15 protein-coding genes are annotated in these 19,570 nt (G+C 51.9%); 9 read left to right on the forward strand and 6 right to left on the reverse strand.

What is annotated here, in order from left to right:
* Positions 1 to 99: 99 nt before the first annotated feature.
* On the reverse strand, positions 100 to 1,110 hold the full coding sequence (pyrD, locus tag OGX84_RS03410; protein WP_049009865.1) for a quinone-dependent dihydroorotate dehydrogenase: 1,011 nt from the start codon (positions 1,108 to 1,110) through the stop codon (positions 100 to 102).
* Positions 1,111 to 1,353: 243 nt separating this feature from the next.
* Here pyrD and ssuE point away from each other — a divergent pair, with 243 nt between their 5' ends.
* From ssuE to ssuB, 5 genes are read left to right on the forward strand one after another with little or no spacing between them, the layout of a single operon-like run.
* Positions 1,354 to 1,929, forward strand: coding sequence for an NADPH-dependent FMN reductase (gene ssuE / locus OGX84_RS03415; protein WP_012132980.1), 576 nt, complete (start codon positions 1,354 to 1,356; stop codon positions 1,927 to 1,929).
* Entirely contained in the window at positions 1,922 to 2,896 is a 975-nt protein-coding gene (locus OGX84_RS03420; protein ID WP_012132981.1) for a sulfonate ABC transporter substrate-binding protein, read from the forward strand. The genes ssuE and OGX84_RS03420 overlap by 8 nt, the downstream gene beginning before the upstream one ends.
* On the forward strand, positions 2,893 to 4,038 hold the full coding sequence (ssuD, locus tag OGX84_RS03425) for an FMNH2-dependent alkanesulfonate monooxygenase (protein ID WP_286457379.1): 1,146 nt from the start codon (positions 2,893 to 2,895) through the stop codon (positions 4,036 to 4,038). The genes OGX84_RS03420 and ssuD overlap by 4 nt, the downstream gene beginning before the upstream one ends.
* 11 nt (positions 4,039 to 4,049) lie before the next feature.
* Positions 4,050 to 4,841 (forward strand): aliphatic sulfonate ABC transporter permease SsuC, encoded by a 792-nt coding sequence (gene ssuC / locus OGX84_RS03430; RefSeq protein ID WP_012132983.1) that lies wholly within the window; start codon positions 4,050 to 4,052, stop codon positions 4,839 to 4,841.
* The gene (gene ssuB, locus OGX84_RS03435; RefSeq protein WP_112002299.1) at positions 4,838 to 5,605 is read left to right on the forward strand and encodes an aliphatic sulfonates ABC transporter ATP-binding protein; all 768 of its coding nucleotides are present in this window, start codon (positions 4,838 to 4,840) and stop codon (positions 5,603 to 5,605) included. The genes ssuC and ssuB overlap by 4 nt, the downstream gene beginning before the upstream one ends.
* A 72-nt stretch (positions 5,606 to 5,677) precedes the next feature.
* Here ssuB and pepN read toward each other — a convergent pair whose 3' ends face one another.
* Positions 5,678 to 8,290: an aminopeptidase N gene (gene pepN, locus OGX84_RS03440; protein ID WP_286457380.1), complete on the reverse strand. Its 2,613-nt coding sequence runs from the start codon at positions 8,288 to 8,290 to the stop codon at positions 5,678 to 5,680.
* Between the two features lie 214 nt (positions 8,291 to 8,504).
* Positions 8,505 to 9,512, reverse strand: coding sequence for a stealth family protein (locus OGX84_RS03445; protein WP_012132987.1), 1,008 nt, complete (start codon positions 9,510 to 9,512; stop codon positions 8,505 to 8,507).
* A gap of 685 nt (positions 9,513 to 10,197) precedes the next feature.
* On the opposite strand from OGX84_RS03445, the gene pncB reads away from it, so the two are divergent.
* From pncB to aspC, 4 genes are all read left to right on the forward strand, one after another.
* Entirely contained in the window at positions 10,198 to 11,400 is a 1,203-nt protein-coding gene (gene pncB, locus OGX84_RS03450) for a nicotinate phosphoribosyltransferase (protein WP_112002301.1), read from the forward strand.
* Between the two features lie 215 nt (positions 11,401 to 11,615).
* The gene (asnS, locus tag OGX84_RS03455) at positions 11,616 to 13,016 is read left to right on the forward strand and encodes an asparagine--tRNA ligase (protein WP_024130475.1); all 1,401 of its coding nucleotides are present in this window, start codon (positions 11,616 to 11,618) and stop codon (positions 13,014 to 13,016) included.
* 595 nt (positions 13,017 to 13,611) lie between these two features.
* Entirely contained in the window at positions 13,612 to 14,730 is a 1,119-nt protein-coding gene (gene ompF / locus OGX84_RS03460; protein ID WP_047457749.1) for a porin OmpF, read from the forward strand.
* 184 nt (positions 14,731 to 14,914) lie between these two features.
* On the forward strand, positions 14,915 to 16,105 hold the full coding sequence (aspC, locus tag OGX84_RS03465) for an aspartate transaminase (RefSeq protein WP_047457753.1): 1,191 nt from the start codon (positions 14,915 to 14,917) through the stop codon (positions 16,103 to 16,105).
* 73 nt (positions 16,106 to 16,178) lie between these two features.
* On the opposite strand, the gene OGX84_RS03470 is transcribed toward aspC, so the two are convergent.
* The 3 genes from OGX84_RS03470 to ldtD form a co-directional block, all read right to left on the reverse strand.
* Complete coding sequence (locus tag OGX84_RS03470; RefSeq protein ID WP_012132997.1) at positions 16,179 to 16,826, reverse strand: MBL fold metallo-hydrolase; 648 nt, start codon at positions 16,824 to 16,826, stop codon at positions 16,179 to 16,181.
* A 28-nt stretch (positions 16,827 to 16,854) separates the two neighbouring features.
* Positions 16,855 to 17,403 (reverse strand): peptidoglycan L,D-endopeptidase MepK, encoded by a 549-nt coding sequence (gene mepK / locus OGX84_RS03475; protein WP_012132998.1) that lies wholly within the window; start codon positions 17,401 to 17,403, stop codon positions 16,855 to 16,857.
* Between the two features lie 180 nt (positions 17,404 to 17,583).
* Positions 17,584 to 19,446: a L,D-transpeptidase gene (gene ldtD, locus OGX84_RS03480; RefSeq protein ID WP_049009175.1), complete on the reverse strand. Its 1,863-nt coding sequence runs from the start codon at positions 19,444 to 19,446 to the stop codon at positions 17,584 to 17,586.
* Between the last annotated feature and the right edge of the window lie 124 nt (positions 19,447 to 19,570).

The raw sequence follows: 19,570 nt of genomic DNA on the forward strand, positions 1-19,570 counted from the left end.
AAGCAAAGCCTAAAATGTTTAAATAAGCAACAATGAAGGAATATAAAACAACCAGGGCCGGAAATAAAGCCCTGGTTGTCTGATAATGAGAGAAAAGAATCAAATATGGGTAACGATTTCTTTAATCAGTTGCGGGCCTTTAAAAATAAAGCCGGAATAAATTTGTACCAGCGTAGCGCCAGCAGCCATCTTCTCACGCGCCGCGATGACAGAATCTATCCCGCCGACGCCAATAATCGGTAACTGTCCTTTCAATTCCTGGGACAGTCTGCGAATAATTTCTGTACTTTTTAACTGTAATGGTCGACCGCTTAAACCACCCGTTTCATCGCAATTTTTCATTCCCTGAACCAGAGAACGATCGAGCGTCGTATTTGTCGCAATCACACCATCAATATTATGGCGAACTAAACTGTCGGCCACCTGGATCAATTCGTCCTCAGAAAGATCCGGGGCGATCTTTACCGCGATCGGAACATATTTATGGTGGATCGTCTGGAGATCATTTTGCTTATTTTTAATTGCCGTCAGCAAATCATCCAGCGCCTCGCCATATTGTAGCGTACGTAACCCTGGGGTATTTGGCGAAGAGATATTAATGGCGATATAACCGGCATATGCATAGATTTTTTCCATACAAATCAGATAGTCATCTTTGCCATTCTCTACCGGCGTATCTTTATTTTTGCCGATATTAATTCCGAGGATACCGTCGAAATGCGCTTTTTTGACATTCTCTACCAGGTTATCAACGCCCAAATTATTAAAGCCCATCCGGTTGATCAACCCTTCGGCATCAACCAGGCGGAAAAGGCGCGGCTTATCGTTACCAGGCTGAGGGCGCGGCGTCACGGTTCCGATCTCAATCGATCCGAATCCCATTGCGCCCAGAGCATCGATGCACTCTCCGTCCTTATCCAGACCCGCAGCAAGGCCGAGCGGATTCTTAAATGTCAGCCCCATGCAGCTTACTGGCTTCGCAGGGACTTTCTGTCGGACAAGCGCTTCCAGCGGCGTGCCTGTTACACGGCGTAATTGCTGAAACGTAAATTCATGAGCGCGCTCTGGATCGAGCTGAAAAAGGGCTTTACGAACGAAGGGGTAGTACATGAACTCTCCTAGATTCCCGGTGTGCAGACCGGGGGCGTATTATGTGCGATATCCAGCAAAAAGGGAATTGACTTGCGGCAATAAATAGCAATCGTTTTCCTTGTTGTCCTCTTTTTATTCAATTTCCAACTTTTCTATCCCGCATAAATCATTTCGGTAAACAAAATCTCTCTGTCAGACTGCACAAATTGTTATCAATGTTAATGAAAATAGAATAATTAGTTATAAGGGGAGATTGAGATTATGCGCGTCATCACTCTGGCGGGAAGCCCACGCTTTCCCTCTCGTTCCAGTGCGTTACTGGAATATTCCCGGGAAAAACTGAACAGTCTGGACGTCGAAGTCAGCCACTGGAATTTGCATAACTTTGACCCCGAAGACTTGCTATATGCGCGTTTCGACAGCCCGGCGTTAAAAACATTTATTGAACAATTACAGGATGCAGACGGACTGATCGTCGCAACGCCGGTTTATAAAGCCGCCTATTCCGGGGCGTTAAAAACGTTGCTCGACCTGCTTCCTGAACGAGCGCTGGAAGGCAAAGCCGTATTACCGCTGGCAACCGGCGGTACTGTCGCCCATTTACTGGCCGTTGACTACGCGCTCAAGCCGGTGCTGAGCGCGCTGAAAGCACAAGAGATCCTGCACGGCGTGTTTGCCGACGATTCCCAGGTGATTGATTACCAGCATAAACCGCAGTTCACCCCTAACTTACAACATCGCCTTGACAGCGCGCTTGAAACATTCTGGCAAGCGTTGCACCGCCGCGATGTGCCGGTTCCCGTCATTCATTCACCACGAGGCGTTGCCCATGTTTAAATTTTTCAGACATCGTCCTCAATGGCTGGCGCTGGCCGGATTACTCTCGCTTTCGGCCTGGTCACACGCGGCAGAGTCAGCGCCTGACGCACTGCGCATCGGCTATCAGAAAGGCAGCATCAGTATGGTGCTGGCGAAAAGCCACCAACTGCTGGAGAAGCGTTACCCGCAAACCAAAATCTCCTGGGTTGAGTTCCCGGCGGGCCCGCAAATGCTGGAGGCATTGAATGTCGGCAGTATCGATCTCGGCAGTACCGGCGATATCCCCCCTATTTTTGCGCAGGCTGCCGGGGCGGACCTGGTTTATGTTGGCGTTGAGCCTCCCAAACCAAAAGCCGAGGTCATTCTCGTCCCTGAAAACAGTCCGATAAAAACCGTCGCGGATCTGAAAGGACACAAAGTCGCCTTCCAGAAAGGTTCCAGTTCGCACAATCTGCTGTTGCGCGCACTGCAACAGGCCGGACTTAAATTTACCGATATCCAGGCCACATACCTGACGCCAGCAGACGCCCGCGCCGCGTTCCAGCAAGGGAATGTCGATGCGTGGGCAATCTGGGACCCTTACTATTCCGCTGCGCTGTTGCAGGGTGGCGTTCGCGTCCTGAAAGACGGGACCGACCTGAAACAAACCGGTTCGTTCTATCTGGCGGCGCGCCCTTATGCCGAAAAGAACGGCAGCTTCATTCAGGGCGTTCTGGACACCTTCAGCCAGGCCGATGCGTTAACGATAAGCCAGCGTGAACAAAGTATCACCCTGCTGGCAAAAACGATGGGATTGCCTGAACCGGTGATTGCCACCTATCTGGATCATCGCCCGCCAACCACCATTACGCCGGTGAGCGCCTCTGTCGCAACCTTGCAGCAGCAAACCGCCGATCTGTTTTACGACAACCGTCTGGTGCCGAAAAAAATTGATATTCGCCAGCGTATCTGGCAGCCCACTCAACAAGAAGGAGCAAAATTATGAGCCTGAATATGTTCTGGTTTTTACCTACCCACGGTGACGGGCATTATCTGGGAACCGAAGCAGGCTCGCGCCCGGTCGATCACTGTTACCTGCAACAAATCGCGCAAACGGCGGACCGCCTGGGCTTTACGGGCGTATTGATCCCAACCGGGCGTTCCTGCGAAGACGCCTGGCTGGTTGCCGCCTCAATGATTCCGGTCACACAGCGACTGAAATTCCTGGTCGCCCTGCGCCCAAGCGTCACGTCGCCAACGGTTGCCGCCCGTCAGGCCGCAACGCTGGACAGACTCTCCAATGGCCGCGCGCTGTTTAATCTGGTTACCGGTAGCGATCCGCAGGAACTGGCCGGTGACGGCGTCTTCCTTGACCACACCGAACGCTATGAAGCCTCATCCGAGTTTACGCAGGTATGGCGACGCCTGCTGCAAGGCGAGACGGTGGACTTCAACGGTAAACATATTCATGTTCGTGGCGCAAAACTGTTCTTCCCTGCCATTCAGCAACCGTATCCACCGCTCTATTTTGGCGGTTCATCGGATGTCGCACAGGATCTCGCCGCTGAGCAGGTCGATCTCTATCTCACCTGGGGCGAACCGCCTGCGCAGGTAAAAGAGAAAATTGAACAGGTACGCGCCAAAGCGGCGGCTCGCGGGCGTAAAATCCGTTTCGGCATCCGCCTGCACGTCATTGTGCGTGAAACCAATGAAGAGGCCTGGCGTGCGGCCGATCGCCTGATTGCTCACCTGGATGACGATACGATCGCCAAAGCACAAGCCGCATTCGCCAGAACGGATTCTGTCGGTCAGCACCGGATGGCCGCGCTGCATAACGGTAAGCGTGATCAACTGGAGATCAGCCCTAACTTGTGGGCAGGCGTCGGGCTGGTGCGCGGCGGCGCGGGAACCGCTCTGGTGGGTGATGGCCCGACCGTCGCCGCACGTATTAATGAGTACGCGGCGCTGGGTATCGACAGTTTTGTGCTCTCCGGTTATCCGCATCTGGAAGAAGCCTACAACGTGGGCGAACTGCTGTTCCCGCATCTGGACGTCGCCATCCCGGAAATTCCGCAGCCGCAGCCTCTGCATCAGCAAGGCGAAGCGGTTGCCAATGAATTTATCCCCCGTAAAGCCGCGCAGAGTTAAGGAGTACGCCAATGGCAACGCCCACAAACAAATGGTTATTGCGCGTTGCCCCCTGGTTTTTACCGGTGGGCATCGTGGCGGTCTGGCAAATAGCCTCTTCGATGGGCTGGTTGTCAACCCGCATACTCCCCTCTCCCGAAGGGGTGATCGCGGCATTCTGGACACTCTCCGCCAGCGGCGAACTCTGGCAGCATCTGGCCATTAGTTCGTGGCGCGCTTTCATCGGCTTTTCAATTGGCGGTTCTATCGGTCTGACGCTGGGGCTGATCAGCGGTTTGTCGCGGTGGGGAGAACGTCTGCTGGATACTTCAGTACAAATGCTGCGTAACGTGCCGCACCTGGCGCTGATCCCGCTGGTGATTTTATGGTTCGGGATTGATGAAAGCGCGAAGATTTTTCTCGTGGCGCTGGGAACGCTGTTTCCAATTTATATCAATACCTGGCATGGGATTCGTAATATCGATCGGGGTCTGGTGGAGATGGCTCGCAGCTATGGCTTATCCGGCTTCCCGCTGTTTGTGCATGTGATCCTCCCCGGCGCCCTGCCCTCTATTATGGTTGGCGTCCGTTTTGCGCTCGGGTTGATGTGGCTGACGCTGATTGTGGCGGAAACCATTTCGGCGAACGCCGGGATCGGCTATCTGGCGATGAACGCCAGGGAATTCCTGCAAACGGACATCGTCGTGGTCGCGATTATTTTGTATGCCCTGCTCGGTAAACTCGCCGACGTCAGCGCGCAGCTGTTAGAGCGCGTCTGGCTGCGCTGGAATCCTGCTTATTACACGAAAGAGGCAACCGTATGAATACCGCTCGTCTTAATCAGGGAACGCCGCTACTGCTCAACGCGGTAACCAAACAATATGCTGACAACACGGTGCTGAACCAGTTGGATCTGCATATTCCCGCCGGGCAATTTGTGGCGGTGGTTGGACGCAGCGGTGGCGGGAAAAGTACGCTGCTGCGTCTGCTGGCCGGTCTGGAATCCCCTACGGCTGGCGAATTGCTTGCCGGAACAACGCCGCTGGCCGAGATCCAGGACGACACGCGTATGATGTTCCAGGATGCGCGTCTGCTGCCGTGGAAGTCGGTGATCGATAATGTTGGATTGGGTCTGAAAGGCGGCTGGCGGGATGCGGCGCGTCAGGCGCTGGCGGCGGTCGGTCTCGAAAACCGGGCGACGGAGTGGCCTGCGGCGCTGTCCGGCGGGCAGAAACAGCGTGTCGCGCTGGCCCGCGCGCTGATCCACCGGCCTGGATTATTGCTGCTGGATGAACCTCTCGGCGCGCTGGATGCCCTGACCCGGCTGGAGATGCAGGATTTGATCGTCTCGTTATGGCAAGAGCACGGTTTTACAGTGCTGCTGGTCACGCATGACGTCAGCGAGGCCGTGGCGATGGCCGATCGGGTTCTGTTGATCGAGGACGGGAAAATTGGTCTGGACTTGACGGTGGATATCGCGAGGCCGCGCCGTCTGGGGACGGTACGTTTAGCGGAACTGGAAGCGGAAGTGTTGGGTCGGGTGATGCAACGTGGTGAAAATGAGTCTCCGCTACGCAAGCACGGTTAAAAAATGCCGGATGGCGCTGTTGCTTATCCGGCCTACACGTAAATGGTAGGCCGGATGCATCCGGCAATATTATCAGGCTAACGCTTTGGTAATCTTCTCGAACAGATCGCCAGAGAGGTTTTCCAGCCCTTTCAGTTGCTCCAGCGCGGCGCGCATTTTTTCCTGGCGCTTCGCATCGTAACGTTTCAGACGAATCAGCGGTTCAATCAGGCGTGATGCCACCTGTGGGTTACGGCTGTTGAGGTCCGTCAGCATTTCGACCAGGAACTGATAGCCGCTGCCGTCTTCAGCATGAAACGCCGCCGGATTGCTCCCGGCAAATGCGCCAATCAACGAACGAATACGGTTCGGGTTGCTCATACTGAAAGAACGATGCTTCAGGAGGCCACGCACCGTTTCCAGCACGTTATCCGCCGGGCTGGTGGATTGCAGGATAAACCATTTATCCATGACCAGTCCGTCCTGATGCCACTTATCATCATACTCCTGCATCAACGCGTCACGGCACGGCAATTGCGCCGCGACCGCCGCCGACAGCGCCGCCAGCGCATCGGTCATATTATTGGCTTCATGGTACTGCTTGCTCACCAGCGTATCCGCCAGGTGGGTTTCACCAAAGGCCAGGAAGCGCAGGCAGGCATTGCGTAGCGTACGCTTGCCAATGTCGGTGTGTTCAACGCGGTACTCATCAAGATGATTCGCGTTATAGATTGCCAGGAACTCGTCTGCCAGTTCCGCCGCCAGCGTGCGGGTCAACGCTTCGCGGACTTCGGCAATCGCCAGCGGATCGATGATCTCGAACAGTTCCGCGATCTCATTCACCGAAGGCAACGTCAGAATTTCCGCCGCCAACGCCGGATCGATTTTCTCATCCAGCAGAACCGCCCGGAAGGCATCCGCCACATGTACCGGCAGCGACAGCGGCTGCCCCTGCTGGTGGCGCGCAACGTTCAGCTTAATATACGTCGCCAACAGGCTTTGCGCCGCGTCCCAACGTGAGAAGTCATTGCGCGAATGACGCATCAGGAACGTCAGTTGCTGATCGCTCCATTTGTACTCCAGTTTCACCGGCGCGGAGAATTCGCACAGCAGTGCTGGCACCGGCTGGAAATACACATTGTCAAAGACAAAGGTTTGCTCCGCCTGGGTCACGTTCAACACGGAATTGACCGGATGACCGCCCTTCTGCAACGGAATAACGTTGCCTTCGTTGTCGTACAGCTCAATCGCGAACGGAATATGCAGCGCTTGCTTTTCTGCCTGATCCGCCGTCGCAGGCGTACGCTGACTAATGGTCAACGTGTACTGTTCCGTTTCCGGGTTATAGTCGTCCCGTACGCTGACAACCGGCGTGCCGGACTGGCTGTACCAGCGGCGGAAGTGAGACAAATCGACATTCGACGCATCCTCCATTGCCTGCACAAAGTCATCACAGGTAGCGGCGCTGCCGTCATGACGCTCAAAATAAAGCTGCATCCCTTTCTGGAAATTCGTTTCGCCCAGCAGCGTGTGGATCATGCGAATCACTTCCGCGCCCTTCTCGTAGACGGTCAGGGTGTAGAAGTTGTTCATCTCAATGACCTTATCCGGGCGGATAGGATGCGCCATTGGGCTCGCGTCCTCAGCAAATTGCAGACCGCGCATGGTGCGCACGTTGCTGATGCGGTTCACCGCGCGGGAGCCGAGATCGGAACTGAATTCCTGGTCGCGGAAAACGGTCAGGCCTTCTTTCAGACTCAACTGGAACCAGTCGCGACAGGTAACGCGGTTACCCGTCCAGTTGTGGAAATATTCGTGACCAATAACGCGCTCAATGTCGAGATAATCTTTGTCGGTCGCCGTATCGGTGCGGGCCAGCACATATTTGGAGTTAAAGACGTTCAAACCTTTATTCTCCATCGCGCCCATATTGAAGAAGTCCACCGCCACGATCATGTAGATGTCGAGGTCATACTCCAGGCCGAAACGCTCTTCATCCCATTTCATGGAATTTTTCAGCGAAGTCATCGCCCACGGCGCACGGTCCAGATTGCCGCGATCAACGTACAGTTCCAGCGCCACCTCCCGGCCAGAACGCGTGATGAAGGTATCGCGCAGTACATCGAAATCGCCCGCCACCAGCGCAAACAGGTAGCAGGGTTTCGGGAACGGGTCCTGCCACTGCACCCAGTGACGGCCATTATCCAGTTCACCCTGCGCAATACGGTTGCCGTTGGAAAGCAGGAACGGATATCTGGATTTATCGGCGATGATTTTGGTGGTAAACCGCGCCAGCACATCCGGGCGGTCAAGATACCAGGTTATGTGGCGGAAACCTTCCGCTTCACACTGCGTACACAGCGCGTCGCCTGACTGGTACAGGCCTTCCAGCGCCGTGTTCGCCGCCGGGCTGATCTCATTCACAATGCACAAAGTAAAGCGCTCGGGCAGGCTGCCGATCACCAGCTCGCCCTCTTCTTCTTTGTAGTCGGTCCACGGCGCATCGTTTACATGGAGGGATACCAGTCGCAGATCTTCACCGTTCAGGCGAAGGGGCGCATCAGATGCGCCATGACGGACAGCCTGACTCAGTGCTGTAACGACGGTTTTCTCAGCATCCAGGTCAAAGGTCAAATCAATGTCAGTAATCTGGTAATCCGGGGCACGGTAGTCGTGACGGTATTTGGCTTGTGGCTGTTGTGTCATAAAAAACCTTTAGCATCTTTTGTAGAGTCCCGACTCCAGTCTATTCCTGTTGTCGAAATCGCGCTATGCAGAATGTTCATCTTTTCAGACACAAACACTCTTTTTGCTACATTTTTATAACATAAAGGCGTCACGTTTAAAATCACGGAGGCCGTTCAGGCGCCCACCAGCCAAATGAAAACGTCACATCGCCAGTACAATGAGAACCACAGGCTTAAATCTCAAAACTTGATTTATGACCAAGCCTCATTTCAAAGGCATTTCTTAGCGTAGTCGTTACCTTTTCAAAATCGTGTAACTTTTCAGTGTCATTAAAACAGGCCTGCGCGGTGCCATTTGACAGCGTCTTGATGGCCTCGTTTATGTTACTGGACGACAAATTGAAATATACTCCACGCCCTTCCGGGTTCTTAGGATTAAAGTTACCGTGGGCCAGTTGCCAGTACCTGAATAAATACTGCGTTAAACATAATGGCTCTCTGAACCTTTTGCTTGATGATTTTTTCAACAACTCCTCTTCGGCCTGCCATATCTCAGTGAATGTACTTTTCAGGAATGGCTGGGGAAGATGCTTACCGTAGAAGCCTTCAAAATAACTTGCACGGCGGTTCATAAAATTTTTCAACAGACCTTTTTTATAACGTAAGCTATAGTATTTACGTCTGTTTTCTTTGATTATTGTTTTTTTATTAATATGCGTATTTAAAACACTGACATTAAGAAATTCTGACGACCTCATTATGATCTCATCTTTATTTTTAGGTGATTGTTTTTTTATGATGAGGAAGTCATTAGGATAGCCATTATCAAAATAAAAATCTTCCCGCAAAGGAGAGGTAATGAACGTATCGTCATTAAATAAAACAAATTTATTACTGAGATCTTTTATCCGATGAAGATTTAGCTCTATCGTATTAGAGTTGAACGTTGGTAAATATTCAGACGGAATAAACTCATCATGAAAGACAATATTTAATTTTTCATGTTCTACATTGATCCATGACGGAATTTGTCCACAGGTAACCAAATGTACTTTTCTTACCCATGGCGCATATTTTTCGACACATCTGAACCAATATTTAAAGATACCCATATCCCTGAACCGCGCAGGGTGGACGGCTCTCTCACCGTGGCTACCTTTTCCTTTGAACTCAGTAAACTTTTCTTGCCAGGCTACATCGGTTGAATCAACCCATAAAACAACAAAATCAATATCACTCATCGTTTTTATCTCAAATAATCATTGCGCTCATAAAATATAACAAGTCCGAAAGGCTATTTTTAACCCCATCAAGGCAAAGGCAAACAAGATGAGCACGGTTAAATTGCCTGACGATGAACCCGCCGGAGCGGTGAGTCGCGCATAAATAATCAGGTAATAAAAGCATCAGCCGGGCACGTTTTCATACCCTTTAAGCCTTTGAGAATAAAGATTCAATATTGATAAGCCCAGGTAATAGAGGGTTTTCCTGGGTTCGAACAGGCTCTGCGATACTTTATCGCGAAAATGATACATGACGGATTCAGATGAAATCAAGGACAGAAGTCATAGAATCGCCCTGTTATCCGGTAATGCAGAATGATTTTTGAAGAAAAAATAAACGATAAGATGATTCTTACACGTCGATATTTCACGATCTGATCAATTTGATTATTGGGGGCGGGATGAACATTGTCTCCACCAGCCCCTCGGGGCGCGGCATCGGGGGCTAACAGTGATTAAATTCAAAGAGTTAATAGCATACGTTCTACATTTTCATAACACGCGGCACGAAATGCACTCGACCGCAAAGACAGCTTATGTTGTGATCGGGGTTCAATAAATCGCTAAACAAGGTATACTCCAGCGGTTTTCTTAGTTGTTTATTGTACTAAACGCTCCCGTGAGAGGATGCTACTGCGCACCTATGACACAATTCGCTTCTCCTGTTCTGCACTCGTTGCTGGATACAGACGCTTATAAGTTGCATATGCAGCAAGCCGTTTTTCACCACTACTATGATGTGCAAGTAGCGGCTGAATTTCGTTGCCGTGGTGACGACCTGCTCGGTATTTACGCCGACGCTATTCGCGAGCAGGTGAATGCAATGCAACACCTGCAACTTCAGGAGGACGAGTTCCAGTGGCTCTCCGGCCTGCCCTTCTTTAAAGCTGATTATCTCAACTGGTTACGTGACTTCCGCTATAACCCGGAACAGGTCTGCGTGACCAACGATAACGGGAAGCTAAACATCCGCTTAACCGGTCCGTGGCGCGAAGTCATCATGTGGGAAGTCCCGCTGTTGGCGGTGATCAGCGAACTGGTGCACCGTTACCGCTCGCCGGAAATGGGTGTGGCGCAGGCGCTTGATGCGCTGGAAAGTAAACTCGTCGATTTCTCTGCATTAACCGCCGATCTCGATATGTCCCGCTTCCATCTGATGGATTTCGGCACCCGTCGCCGTTTCTCTCGCGAAGTGCAGCAGGCCATCGTCAAACGCCTTCAGCAGGAACCGTGGTTTGTCGGCACCAGTAACTACGATCTCGCCCGTCGGCTGTCGCTTACGCCTATGGGCACACAGGCGCATGAATGGTTCCAGGCGCATCAGCAAATCAGCCCGGATCTGGCAACCAGTCAGCGCGCAGCTCTCGCCGCCTGGCTGAATGAATACCCTAACCAGCTCGGTATCGCGCTGACGGACTGCATCACGATGGACGCTTTCTTACGTGACTTCGGCACCGAATTTGCCACGCGTTATCAGGGCTTGCGCCACGATTCTGGCGATCCGGTTGAATGGGGTGAAAAAGCCATCGCCCATTACCAGAAGCTGGGCATTGACCCGCTGAGTAAGACGCTGGTCTTCTCAGATAACCTCGATCTGAAGAAAGCGGTCGATCTCTATCGTCACTTCTCTTCACGCGTGCAGTTGAGCTTTGGTATTGGCACCCGTCTGACCTGCGATATCCCGCAGGTGAAGCCGCTCAATATTGTCATCAAGCTGGTGGAATGTAACGGCAAACCGGTCGCCAAATTGTCAGACAGCCCGGGGAAAACAATCTGTCATGACAAAGCTTTTGTGCGTGCATTACGTAAAGCTTTTGACCTTCCTCATATAAAGAAAGCCAGTTAATCATTGTTGGCCGGATAACGCGCTTGCGCCGCTATCCGGTCGACAGAAAGCGCGTCTTATCGCGACTTTGCTTCCCTTTTCATGTTTATTTCCGAAATCTTTCGCTCCAGCTGCGAATTCTGCTTGTCTGATTGCAGATGCCAGGTAACATAGGTATCCCCCCAAGCAGGGTGGACAAGTGTTTATTTTTTCCGACTATTAACAGAGAGAATATTATGAGCGTTGTGCCTGTAGCCGACGTACTCCAGGGCCGCGTAGCCGTTGACAGCGAAGTCACCGTGCGCGGATGGGTGCGTACCCGCCGAGATTCAAAAGCTGGCATCTCCTTCCTCGCCGTTTATGACGGTTCCTGCTTTGATCCTGTACAGGCTGTCATTAATAATTCTCTGCCCAATTACAATGAAGACGTATTGCGTCTGACAACCGGCTGCTCGGTTATCGTCACGGGTAAAGTCGTTGCGTCTCCAGGACAAGGGCAAAGTTTTGAAATTCAGGCCACCACGGTTGAAGTAACCGGTTGGGTTGAAGATCCTGATACCTATCCGATGGCGGCGAAACGCCACAGTATCGAATATCTGCGTGAAGTCGCGCACCTGCGTCCGCGCACCAATATGATTGGCGCAGTCGCGCGCGTGCGCCATACGCTGGCACAAGCGCTGCACCGTTTCTTTGACGAGCAGGGTTTCTTCTGGGTTTCGACGCCGCTGATTACCGCCTCCGATACCGAAGGCGCGGGTGAAATGTTCCGTGTATCAACATTGGATCTGGAAAACCTGCCGCGTAACGACCAGGGCAAAGTCGATTTTGATAAAGACTTCTTTGGTAAAGAGTCCTTCCTGACCGTATCCGGCCAGTTGAACGGCGAAACCTATGCGTGCGCCCTGTCCAAAATCTATACCTTTGGCCCTACATTCCGTGCAGAAAACTCCAACACCAGCCGCCACCTGGCTGAGTTCTGGATGCTGGAGCCGGAAGTCGCCTTTGCCAACCTGAATGACGTAGCTGGCCTTGCCGAAGCGATGCTGAAATATGTCTTCAAAGCCGTACTGGATGAACGCGCGGATGATATGAAATTCTTCGCCGAGCGTGTCGATAAAGATGCAATTTCTCGTCTGGAACGTTTTATTGATGCAGACTTTGCCCAGGTTGATTACACCGATGCGGTCACAATTCTGGAAAACTGCGGTAGGAAATTCGAAAACCCGGTTTACTGGGGTGTGGATCTCTCCTCTGAGCACGAACGCTATCTGGCAGAAGAGCACTTTAAAGCGCCAGTGGTAGTGAAAAACTACCCGAAAGACATTAAAGCGTTTTATATGCGCCTTAACGAAGACGGTAAAACCGTGGCGGCAATGGATGTTCTGGCGCCGGGCATTGGTGAAATCATTGGTGGTTCCCAGCGTGAAGAGCGTCTGGACGTACTGGATGCCCGTATGGCGGAAATGGGCCTGAATAAAGAAGATTACTGGTGGTATCGCGATCTGCGCCGCTACGGTACTGTTCCGCATTCAGGTTTCGGTCTCGGCTTCGAACGTCTGATCGCTTATGTCACCGGCGTGCAAAACGTTCGTGATGTGATTCCGTTCCCGCGTACTCCACGTAACGCCAGTTTCTGATTTTAAAAGGCCAGCATTGCTGGCCTTTTTCTCTCTCAGAATGTCAAGTTTTATGGATAAGAAGTAAACAAATCTAAAAACAAGCCCCTCAGTTCTCCCTTCCTGTTACCTGATATTTCATTGCAACATCTCAGTACAAAAAATAATCCCTCCGATCATTGCGGATTAGTTTTTCCTCACCTGATAGCATAATTTTTAATCAATCGCACGGCATTCCAGACGTCTGAAAAAAGTTATCAATCACACCCTCGTTCAATCACATTTGCAGTAAGTGCTATGTTTAGAAAAATTAAACATAAGGAAATCATATAAATAGAAATAAAAATGGGAAATGGTGGCTGAAATTGGCCTGAAATTTGAAGTCGTTCACAAAGCGTCAAAAATAAAACATTTAGTTACATATTTTTTCTTTTTGAAACTAATTCTTTATCTTTGTAGCACTTTCACGGTAGCGAAACGGTGGTTTGAATGGAAAGATGCTTGTCAGACACATAAAGACACCAAACTCTCATCAATAGTTCCGTAAATTTTTATTGACAGAATTTATTGGCGGCAGTGGCAGGTGTCATATAAAAACCAATGAGGGTAATAAATAATGATGAAGCGTAATATCCTGGCAGTGGTAATCCCTGCCCTGCTGGCAGCTGGCGCCGCAAACGCAGCCGAAGTGTATAACAAAGATGGCAATAAACTGGACCTCTACGGTAAAGCGGTAGGTCTGCACTACTTCTCTAAAGACAACGGCAAAAACAGCTACGGCGGTGATGGCGACCAGACCTATGCACGTCTGGGTTTTAAAGGTGAAACCCAGATTAACGATCAACTGACCGGTTACGGCCAGTGGGAATACCAGTTCAGCGGTAACAGATCCGAAGGTGGTTCTGACTCTCAGAAAGGCAACAAAACCCGTCTGGCATTCGCGGGTCTGAAACTCGGCGATGCGGGTTCTCTGGACTACGGTCGTAACTACGGTATCGTTTACGATGCACTGGGCTACACCGATATGCTGCCAGAATTTGGTGGTGACACTGCATACAGCGATAACTTCTTCGTTGGCCGTGTTGGCGGTGTGGCAACCTACCGTAACTCCAACTTCTTCGGTCTGGTTGACGGCCTGAACTTCGGCGTTCAGTATCTGGGCAAAAACGAGCGCGCAAGCAACTACGTTGTTAACGCAGACGATTCCAGTAACTTCAGCGACGTACAGCGCTCTAACGGCGACGGCTGGGGTGCATCTCTGAGCTATGAATTCGAAGGCTTTGGTATCGTTGGTGCTTACGGTGCCGCTGACCGCACCAACGCTCAGCAAGATTCTCGCCTTGCTGGTCGTGGTAAAACCGCTGAGCAGTGGGCTACTGGTCTGAAATATGACGCCAACAATATCTACCTGGCAGCCAACTACGGTGAAACCCGTAACGCCACGGCTATCGACGGCGGCTTCGCCAACAAAACTCAGGACATCCTGTTAGTTGCTCAGTATCAGTTCGACTTCGGTCTGCGTCCGTCCATCGCTTACACCAAGTCCAAAGCCAAAAACGTTGAAGGCGTGGGTAGCGAAGATCTGGTCAACTACGTAGAAGTTGGCGCGACTTACTACTTCAACAAAAACATGTCCACCTATGTTGACTACATCATCAACCAGATTGATTCTGACAACAAACTGGGCGTAGGCTCTGACGACACGGTTGCTGTAGGTATCGTTTACCAGTTCTAATCAGCAGACCTCTTTGTTAAATGCCTAAAAAACAGGACTTCGGTCCTGTTTTTTTATGTCTGCCAGCAAAATCTGGCGTCTTAAAAAAACACTCAGGCTTTTTGTCACTAACAGTTGGCATTTTGTAAATCTGCCGTTAACCTGATTACGGATTTCCCTTCTGTAACCACAATGGAACCTCGTCATGTTTGAGAACATTACCGCCGCCCCTGCCGACCCTATTCTGGGCCTGGCCGATCTGTTTCGTGTCGATGACCGTCCCGGAAAAATTAACCTTGGTATCGGTGTCTATAAAGATGAGACAGGCAAAACGCCGGTGTTAACCAGCGTTAAAAAAGCCGAACAGTATTTACTGGAAAATGAAACCACCAAAAACTATCTCGGTATTGATGGTATTCCAGAATTCGGCCGTTGCACGCAGGAATTACTGTTTGGCAAAGGTAGCGCGCTGATCAATGACAAACGTGCTCGCACCGCGCAAACGCCAGGCGGTACTGGCGCGCTCCGTGTTGCCGCGGACTTCCTGGCAAAAAATACGGCGGTAAAACGCGTGTGGGTAAGTAATCCAAGCTGGCCAAACCATAAGGGCGTGTTTAATTCCGCCGGTCTGGAAGTGTGCGAATACGCTTATTACGATGCAGAAAATCACGCGCTTGATTTCGATGCCTTGCTGGCAAGCCTCAATAACGCGCAGGCTGGTGACGTCGTTCTGTTCCATGGCTGCTGCCATAACCCAACCGGTATCGATCCGACGCTGGAACAGTGGCAAACGCTGGCTCAGCTTTCTGTCGAAAAAGGCTGGCTGCCGCTGTTTGACTTCGCCTATCAGGGTTTTGCTCGCGGTCTGGAAGAGGATGCGGAAGGTCTGCGTGCGTTCGCAGCGCTGCATAAAGAGCTGATCGTCGCCAGTTCCTACTCTAAAAACTTTGGCCTGTATAACGAGCGTGTCGGTGCCTGTACGCTGGTTGCCGCAGATGCGGAAACCGTTGACCGCGCATTCAGCCAGATGAAATCCGCCATTCGCGCCAACTACTCTAACCCTCCGGCACACGGCGCATCCGTTGTAGCGACTATCCTGAGCAACGATGCCCTGCGTGCTATCTGGGAACAGGAACTGACCGATATGCGCCAGCGTATTCAGCGCATGCGTCTGTTGTTCGTTAATACGTTGCAGGAAAAAGGCGCAGATCGCGATTTCAGCTTTATCACCAAACAGAATGGCATGTTCTCATTCAGCGGCCTGACGAAAGAGCAGGTACTGCGTCTGCGTGAAGAGTTTGGCGTATATGCGGTGGCTTCTGGTCGCGTCAACGTGGCTGGAATGACGCCGGATAACATGGCTCCGCTGTGCGAAGCCATTGTCGCCGTACTGTAAGTATCATAGCGCCAGGTAGTGCCTGGCGCTTACCCGGCCTACAGTGGTTTCCCATTGCAGACCGGACAAGAATTTACCAGACCGGCATTTCATCTTGCAGGAACGGGTTATGCAGTCGCTCATGACCAAGCGTCGACATCGGCCCATGACCCGAAATAAACGTCACATCATCGCCCAACGGCAATAATTTACGCTTGATCGAATCAATCAGTTGAGCGTGATCGCCACGCGGGAAATCGCTGCGCCCAACGCCGCCTTTGAAGATCACGTCACCGGAAATCAGTAGCCGTGAAGACTCATCAAAGAAGACGATATGGCCCGGCGTATGCCCAGGACAATGCAACACCTGTAAAGTCACATTCCCTACGCTAATACGATCTCCCTCATTCAGCCAACGGTCAGGCGTCAGCGGCTGACACTCTTCCAGACCAAACATGCGACTTTGCGCCGGTAAACCCTGTAGCCAGAACTCATCTTCTTTTTCCGGGCCGATCACTGGCACGCCATAATGCTTTGCCAGTTCCGCCGCCGCGCCAACATGATCGAGATGACCGTGCGTAAGCAGGATCTGCATCAACGTCACGCCGCTGGCGTCCACTTCCTGTTTGATGGTCTGTGCGTCGCCGCCGGGATCGACCAGCGCGGCCAGACGGGTTTGCTCACACCAGATCAATGAACAGTTCTGGGAGAATGCGGTGACCGGAATAATACGATAGTTCATACTGCTCCTGTTTCGTTAAGTCTGCGGATCACCAGTGCCGTGCCGGCCCGGTGTCAATATGCACAAAGTTACTGCGTGGGTAGTATCCTACACCACCTGCGCGCATAGATAACGCAGCTTTGCGAATATTACTTAATGAAACGCCTTCAATATGGAAATCCATCGCCTGCCCTTTCGTGTGGTAGCTTTTTTTCGCCACTCCACGACTGTGCGCACGCAGTTCGTTATTGGTATCCAGTGAGCGGTAACCCGAGATGAGCTGTACGGGCTTACGGGTGCCTAAAAGGCCTTGCAGGCGGAAGAGCTGGTCGAACAATCCTGGGTCGATGGCTTTCACTTTATTCGCGCGAAAATCACGGAAAAAATGGTTTAGTTTTGCTAATTCATCCTGAATATAGGCTCTTCCGTCGAAAAACTCCGCTTTAATTGACTCTCCGGTATGGAGGTTGTTCAGTGTCAAAATACGCGGACGTGGGGTGGAGAGTGTGGCAAATGCTGGCGTAGGCAAGATGGCGGCGCCGAGAGCAACGCCACCAAACGCCAGCAACTTGCGGCGATTAGCGTCAAATTTGTCCATGATAATCAGGTCTACAGGTAAATGTTTTCGTTAATATGCACTTCTGGCGCACGAGGGGCACCTTAACTGGCAAAAAAGCCGACGTCAAGGTGGCCCATCCCCAGCAACGGCGGGGCTTGCAGCGAATCAGCCCTGCCGATGACCAATATTACGACAACAGATTTATCAGAACTTCTTCATTTACCTGATTAATTGTTCTGCTTTTGACACAATTTGTGCGCTGGATCGCGCAGTCAGATCATAATTGTAAATATCTGTACGATACTGAGTGCGTCCGTCTGCTCCTACAAACGCCGTCAGGTAATACAGATTCACCGGAATATTCTGACGGATGTTGACGTACCGGGTATCACCTTGCTTCAGCGCATCCGAAATCCGCGTATCGTTCCAGCCTGCATCCTGAAGCAGCATATTTGCCAGCTCAGAGGCCTTATTTACACGCACGCAGCCGGAACTGAGCGCTCGCGTATCTTTCTGGAACAGATTGTGATTCGGCGTATCGTGCAGATAAATCGCGTCTGAACTTGGCATATTAAATTTGTAACGCCCCAGCGAGTTGTGCGCGCCCGGCGCCTGCTGGAAGCGGAACGGCAAGTTCGATGGCGTAATGGTCGACCAGTCCACCTGCCACGGGTTAATCGTCTCTTTGCTGTTCCAGCCGCGCATAACGGTATAACCGTGGCGTTCCAGATACCCCGGATCATTCCAGACTTTGGGCAGAATATCTTTTCGGGCCAGCGTTGGCGGCACATTCCAGGGCGGATTAACCACCACGTTATTAAGCGCGCTGCTCATCATTGGCGTTTTCCGATCGGGGCGGCCAACAATCACCCGGGAAGCCAACACCTGGTTGCCGTTCTGGTAATAAACCAGCGAATAGGCCGGAATATTGACCATAATGCCCGTTGATAATTCTCCTGGCAGTAAACGCAAACGCTGAATATTCAGCGCCAGTACCCCTGCACGTTGCGCAGGCGTCACATTCAGCCATTCGCGCGTCGCCGGGCCGACAGCGCCATCCGCCCCCAGCCCTTGCCAGGTCTGAAAACGTTTCACCGCATCAACAAGCTCACGATCATAAGCCGCACGGACTGCCGGAGCGGGTTGGCTGCGCTGAGTGGATTGCCGGGCAACAGGTTTCACGGCGGCAGGCTCCACCGCGACGGCGGAAGGGCTGACAACCACATCGGCCGCCACGTCATCCCCCGGGAGCGCTATCTTAGGCCCGCCTTCCAGCATACCGGTGCGCTGTAAAATCTCACGCAGCGCAGGCACATCATTGCTCCACTGACCAGGACGCAACGTCGCGGTACTGGTCAACTGCGGCCAGGGGCGAGCGTCGCTAACCAGCTTTTTCAGTGAATCATGCAGCGCGGCGTATTGCGGATGCTGTGGCGCAAGGCTGGCGACAAACGTCGTCAGCTGACCGTTGTCCAGCGCAACCTGCCACTGGTTGATCACCGAAAGCGGCGGTGTTGCCAGCGCATAAGGTTTGTCGCTGTATAGCCAGCGCGTCCCTTTTACGGGAATATTGGCGATGAAATGGAGATAGCCCATTATGGCGTCGGATAAAACAGCATCTCGCGCCAGACCGGTGACTGACGGGTCGGTCAGCAGCGCGACCCAGGTGGTAAATTGCGGCTGGAACCCGGCGATGGCCACTTCCGCCAGCTGCTGCTGAAACGCTTTCACCGCATCGCGATTTTCCCACATTGGTTGCATATCGCGGGCGGCATACAGCAGTTCCAGTTGATTCAGATAAACCGGCGTATAACCAGAAGGAAGTTGCGATTGTAATTCAGCCCGGGCTTTCTCCGCAGAGATCCCCTCCGGCAGCGGCTGAATCCCCGCCATTACCGCTGTCGCAGGCGATTGCGCTTGCGGCTGTGACAACGCGGTAGGCTGTTCGCTGACGGTCGCTGAGCTGTCGCCAGGAATCATTTCAGGCTCATCGGCCTGCACACTGAACAGTGGAGCAAATGTTACGGCCAGGCATAAACTGATTGCCGACAGCCGACGACTACAAATTTTGTTAAGCAACATCCCTTGCCCCCTGTTTCTTTATCATACTTTGAATAGCCAGGTTGCCCGCTCACATTGGGTAAAAACCTGAAAACGCCAATACCTTCTGAAGTATGACGAGCAAGCCTGCTTACTCGTCAGGCTT

This window comes from Citrobacter sp. CK202, assembly GCF_030333225.1.
Taxonomy (GTDB): Bacteria; Pseudomonadota; Gammaproteobacteria; order Enterobacterales; family Enterobacteriaceae; genus Citrobacter_B; species Citrobacter_B koseri.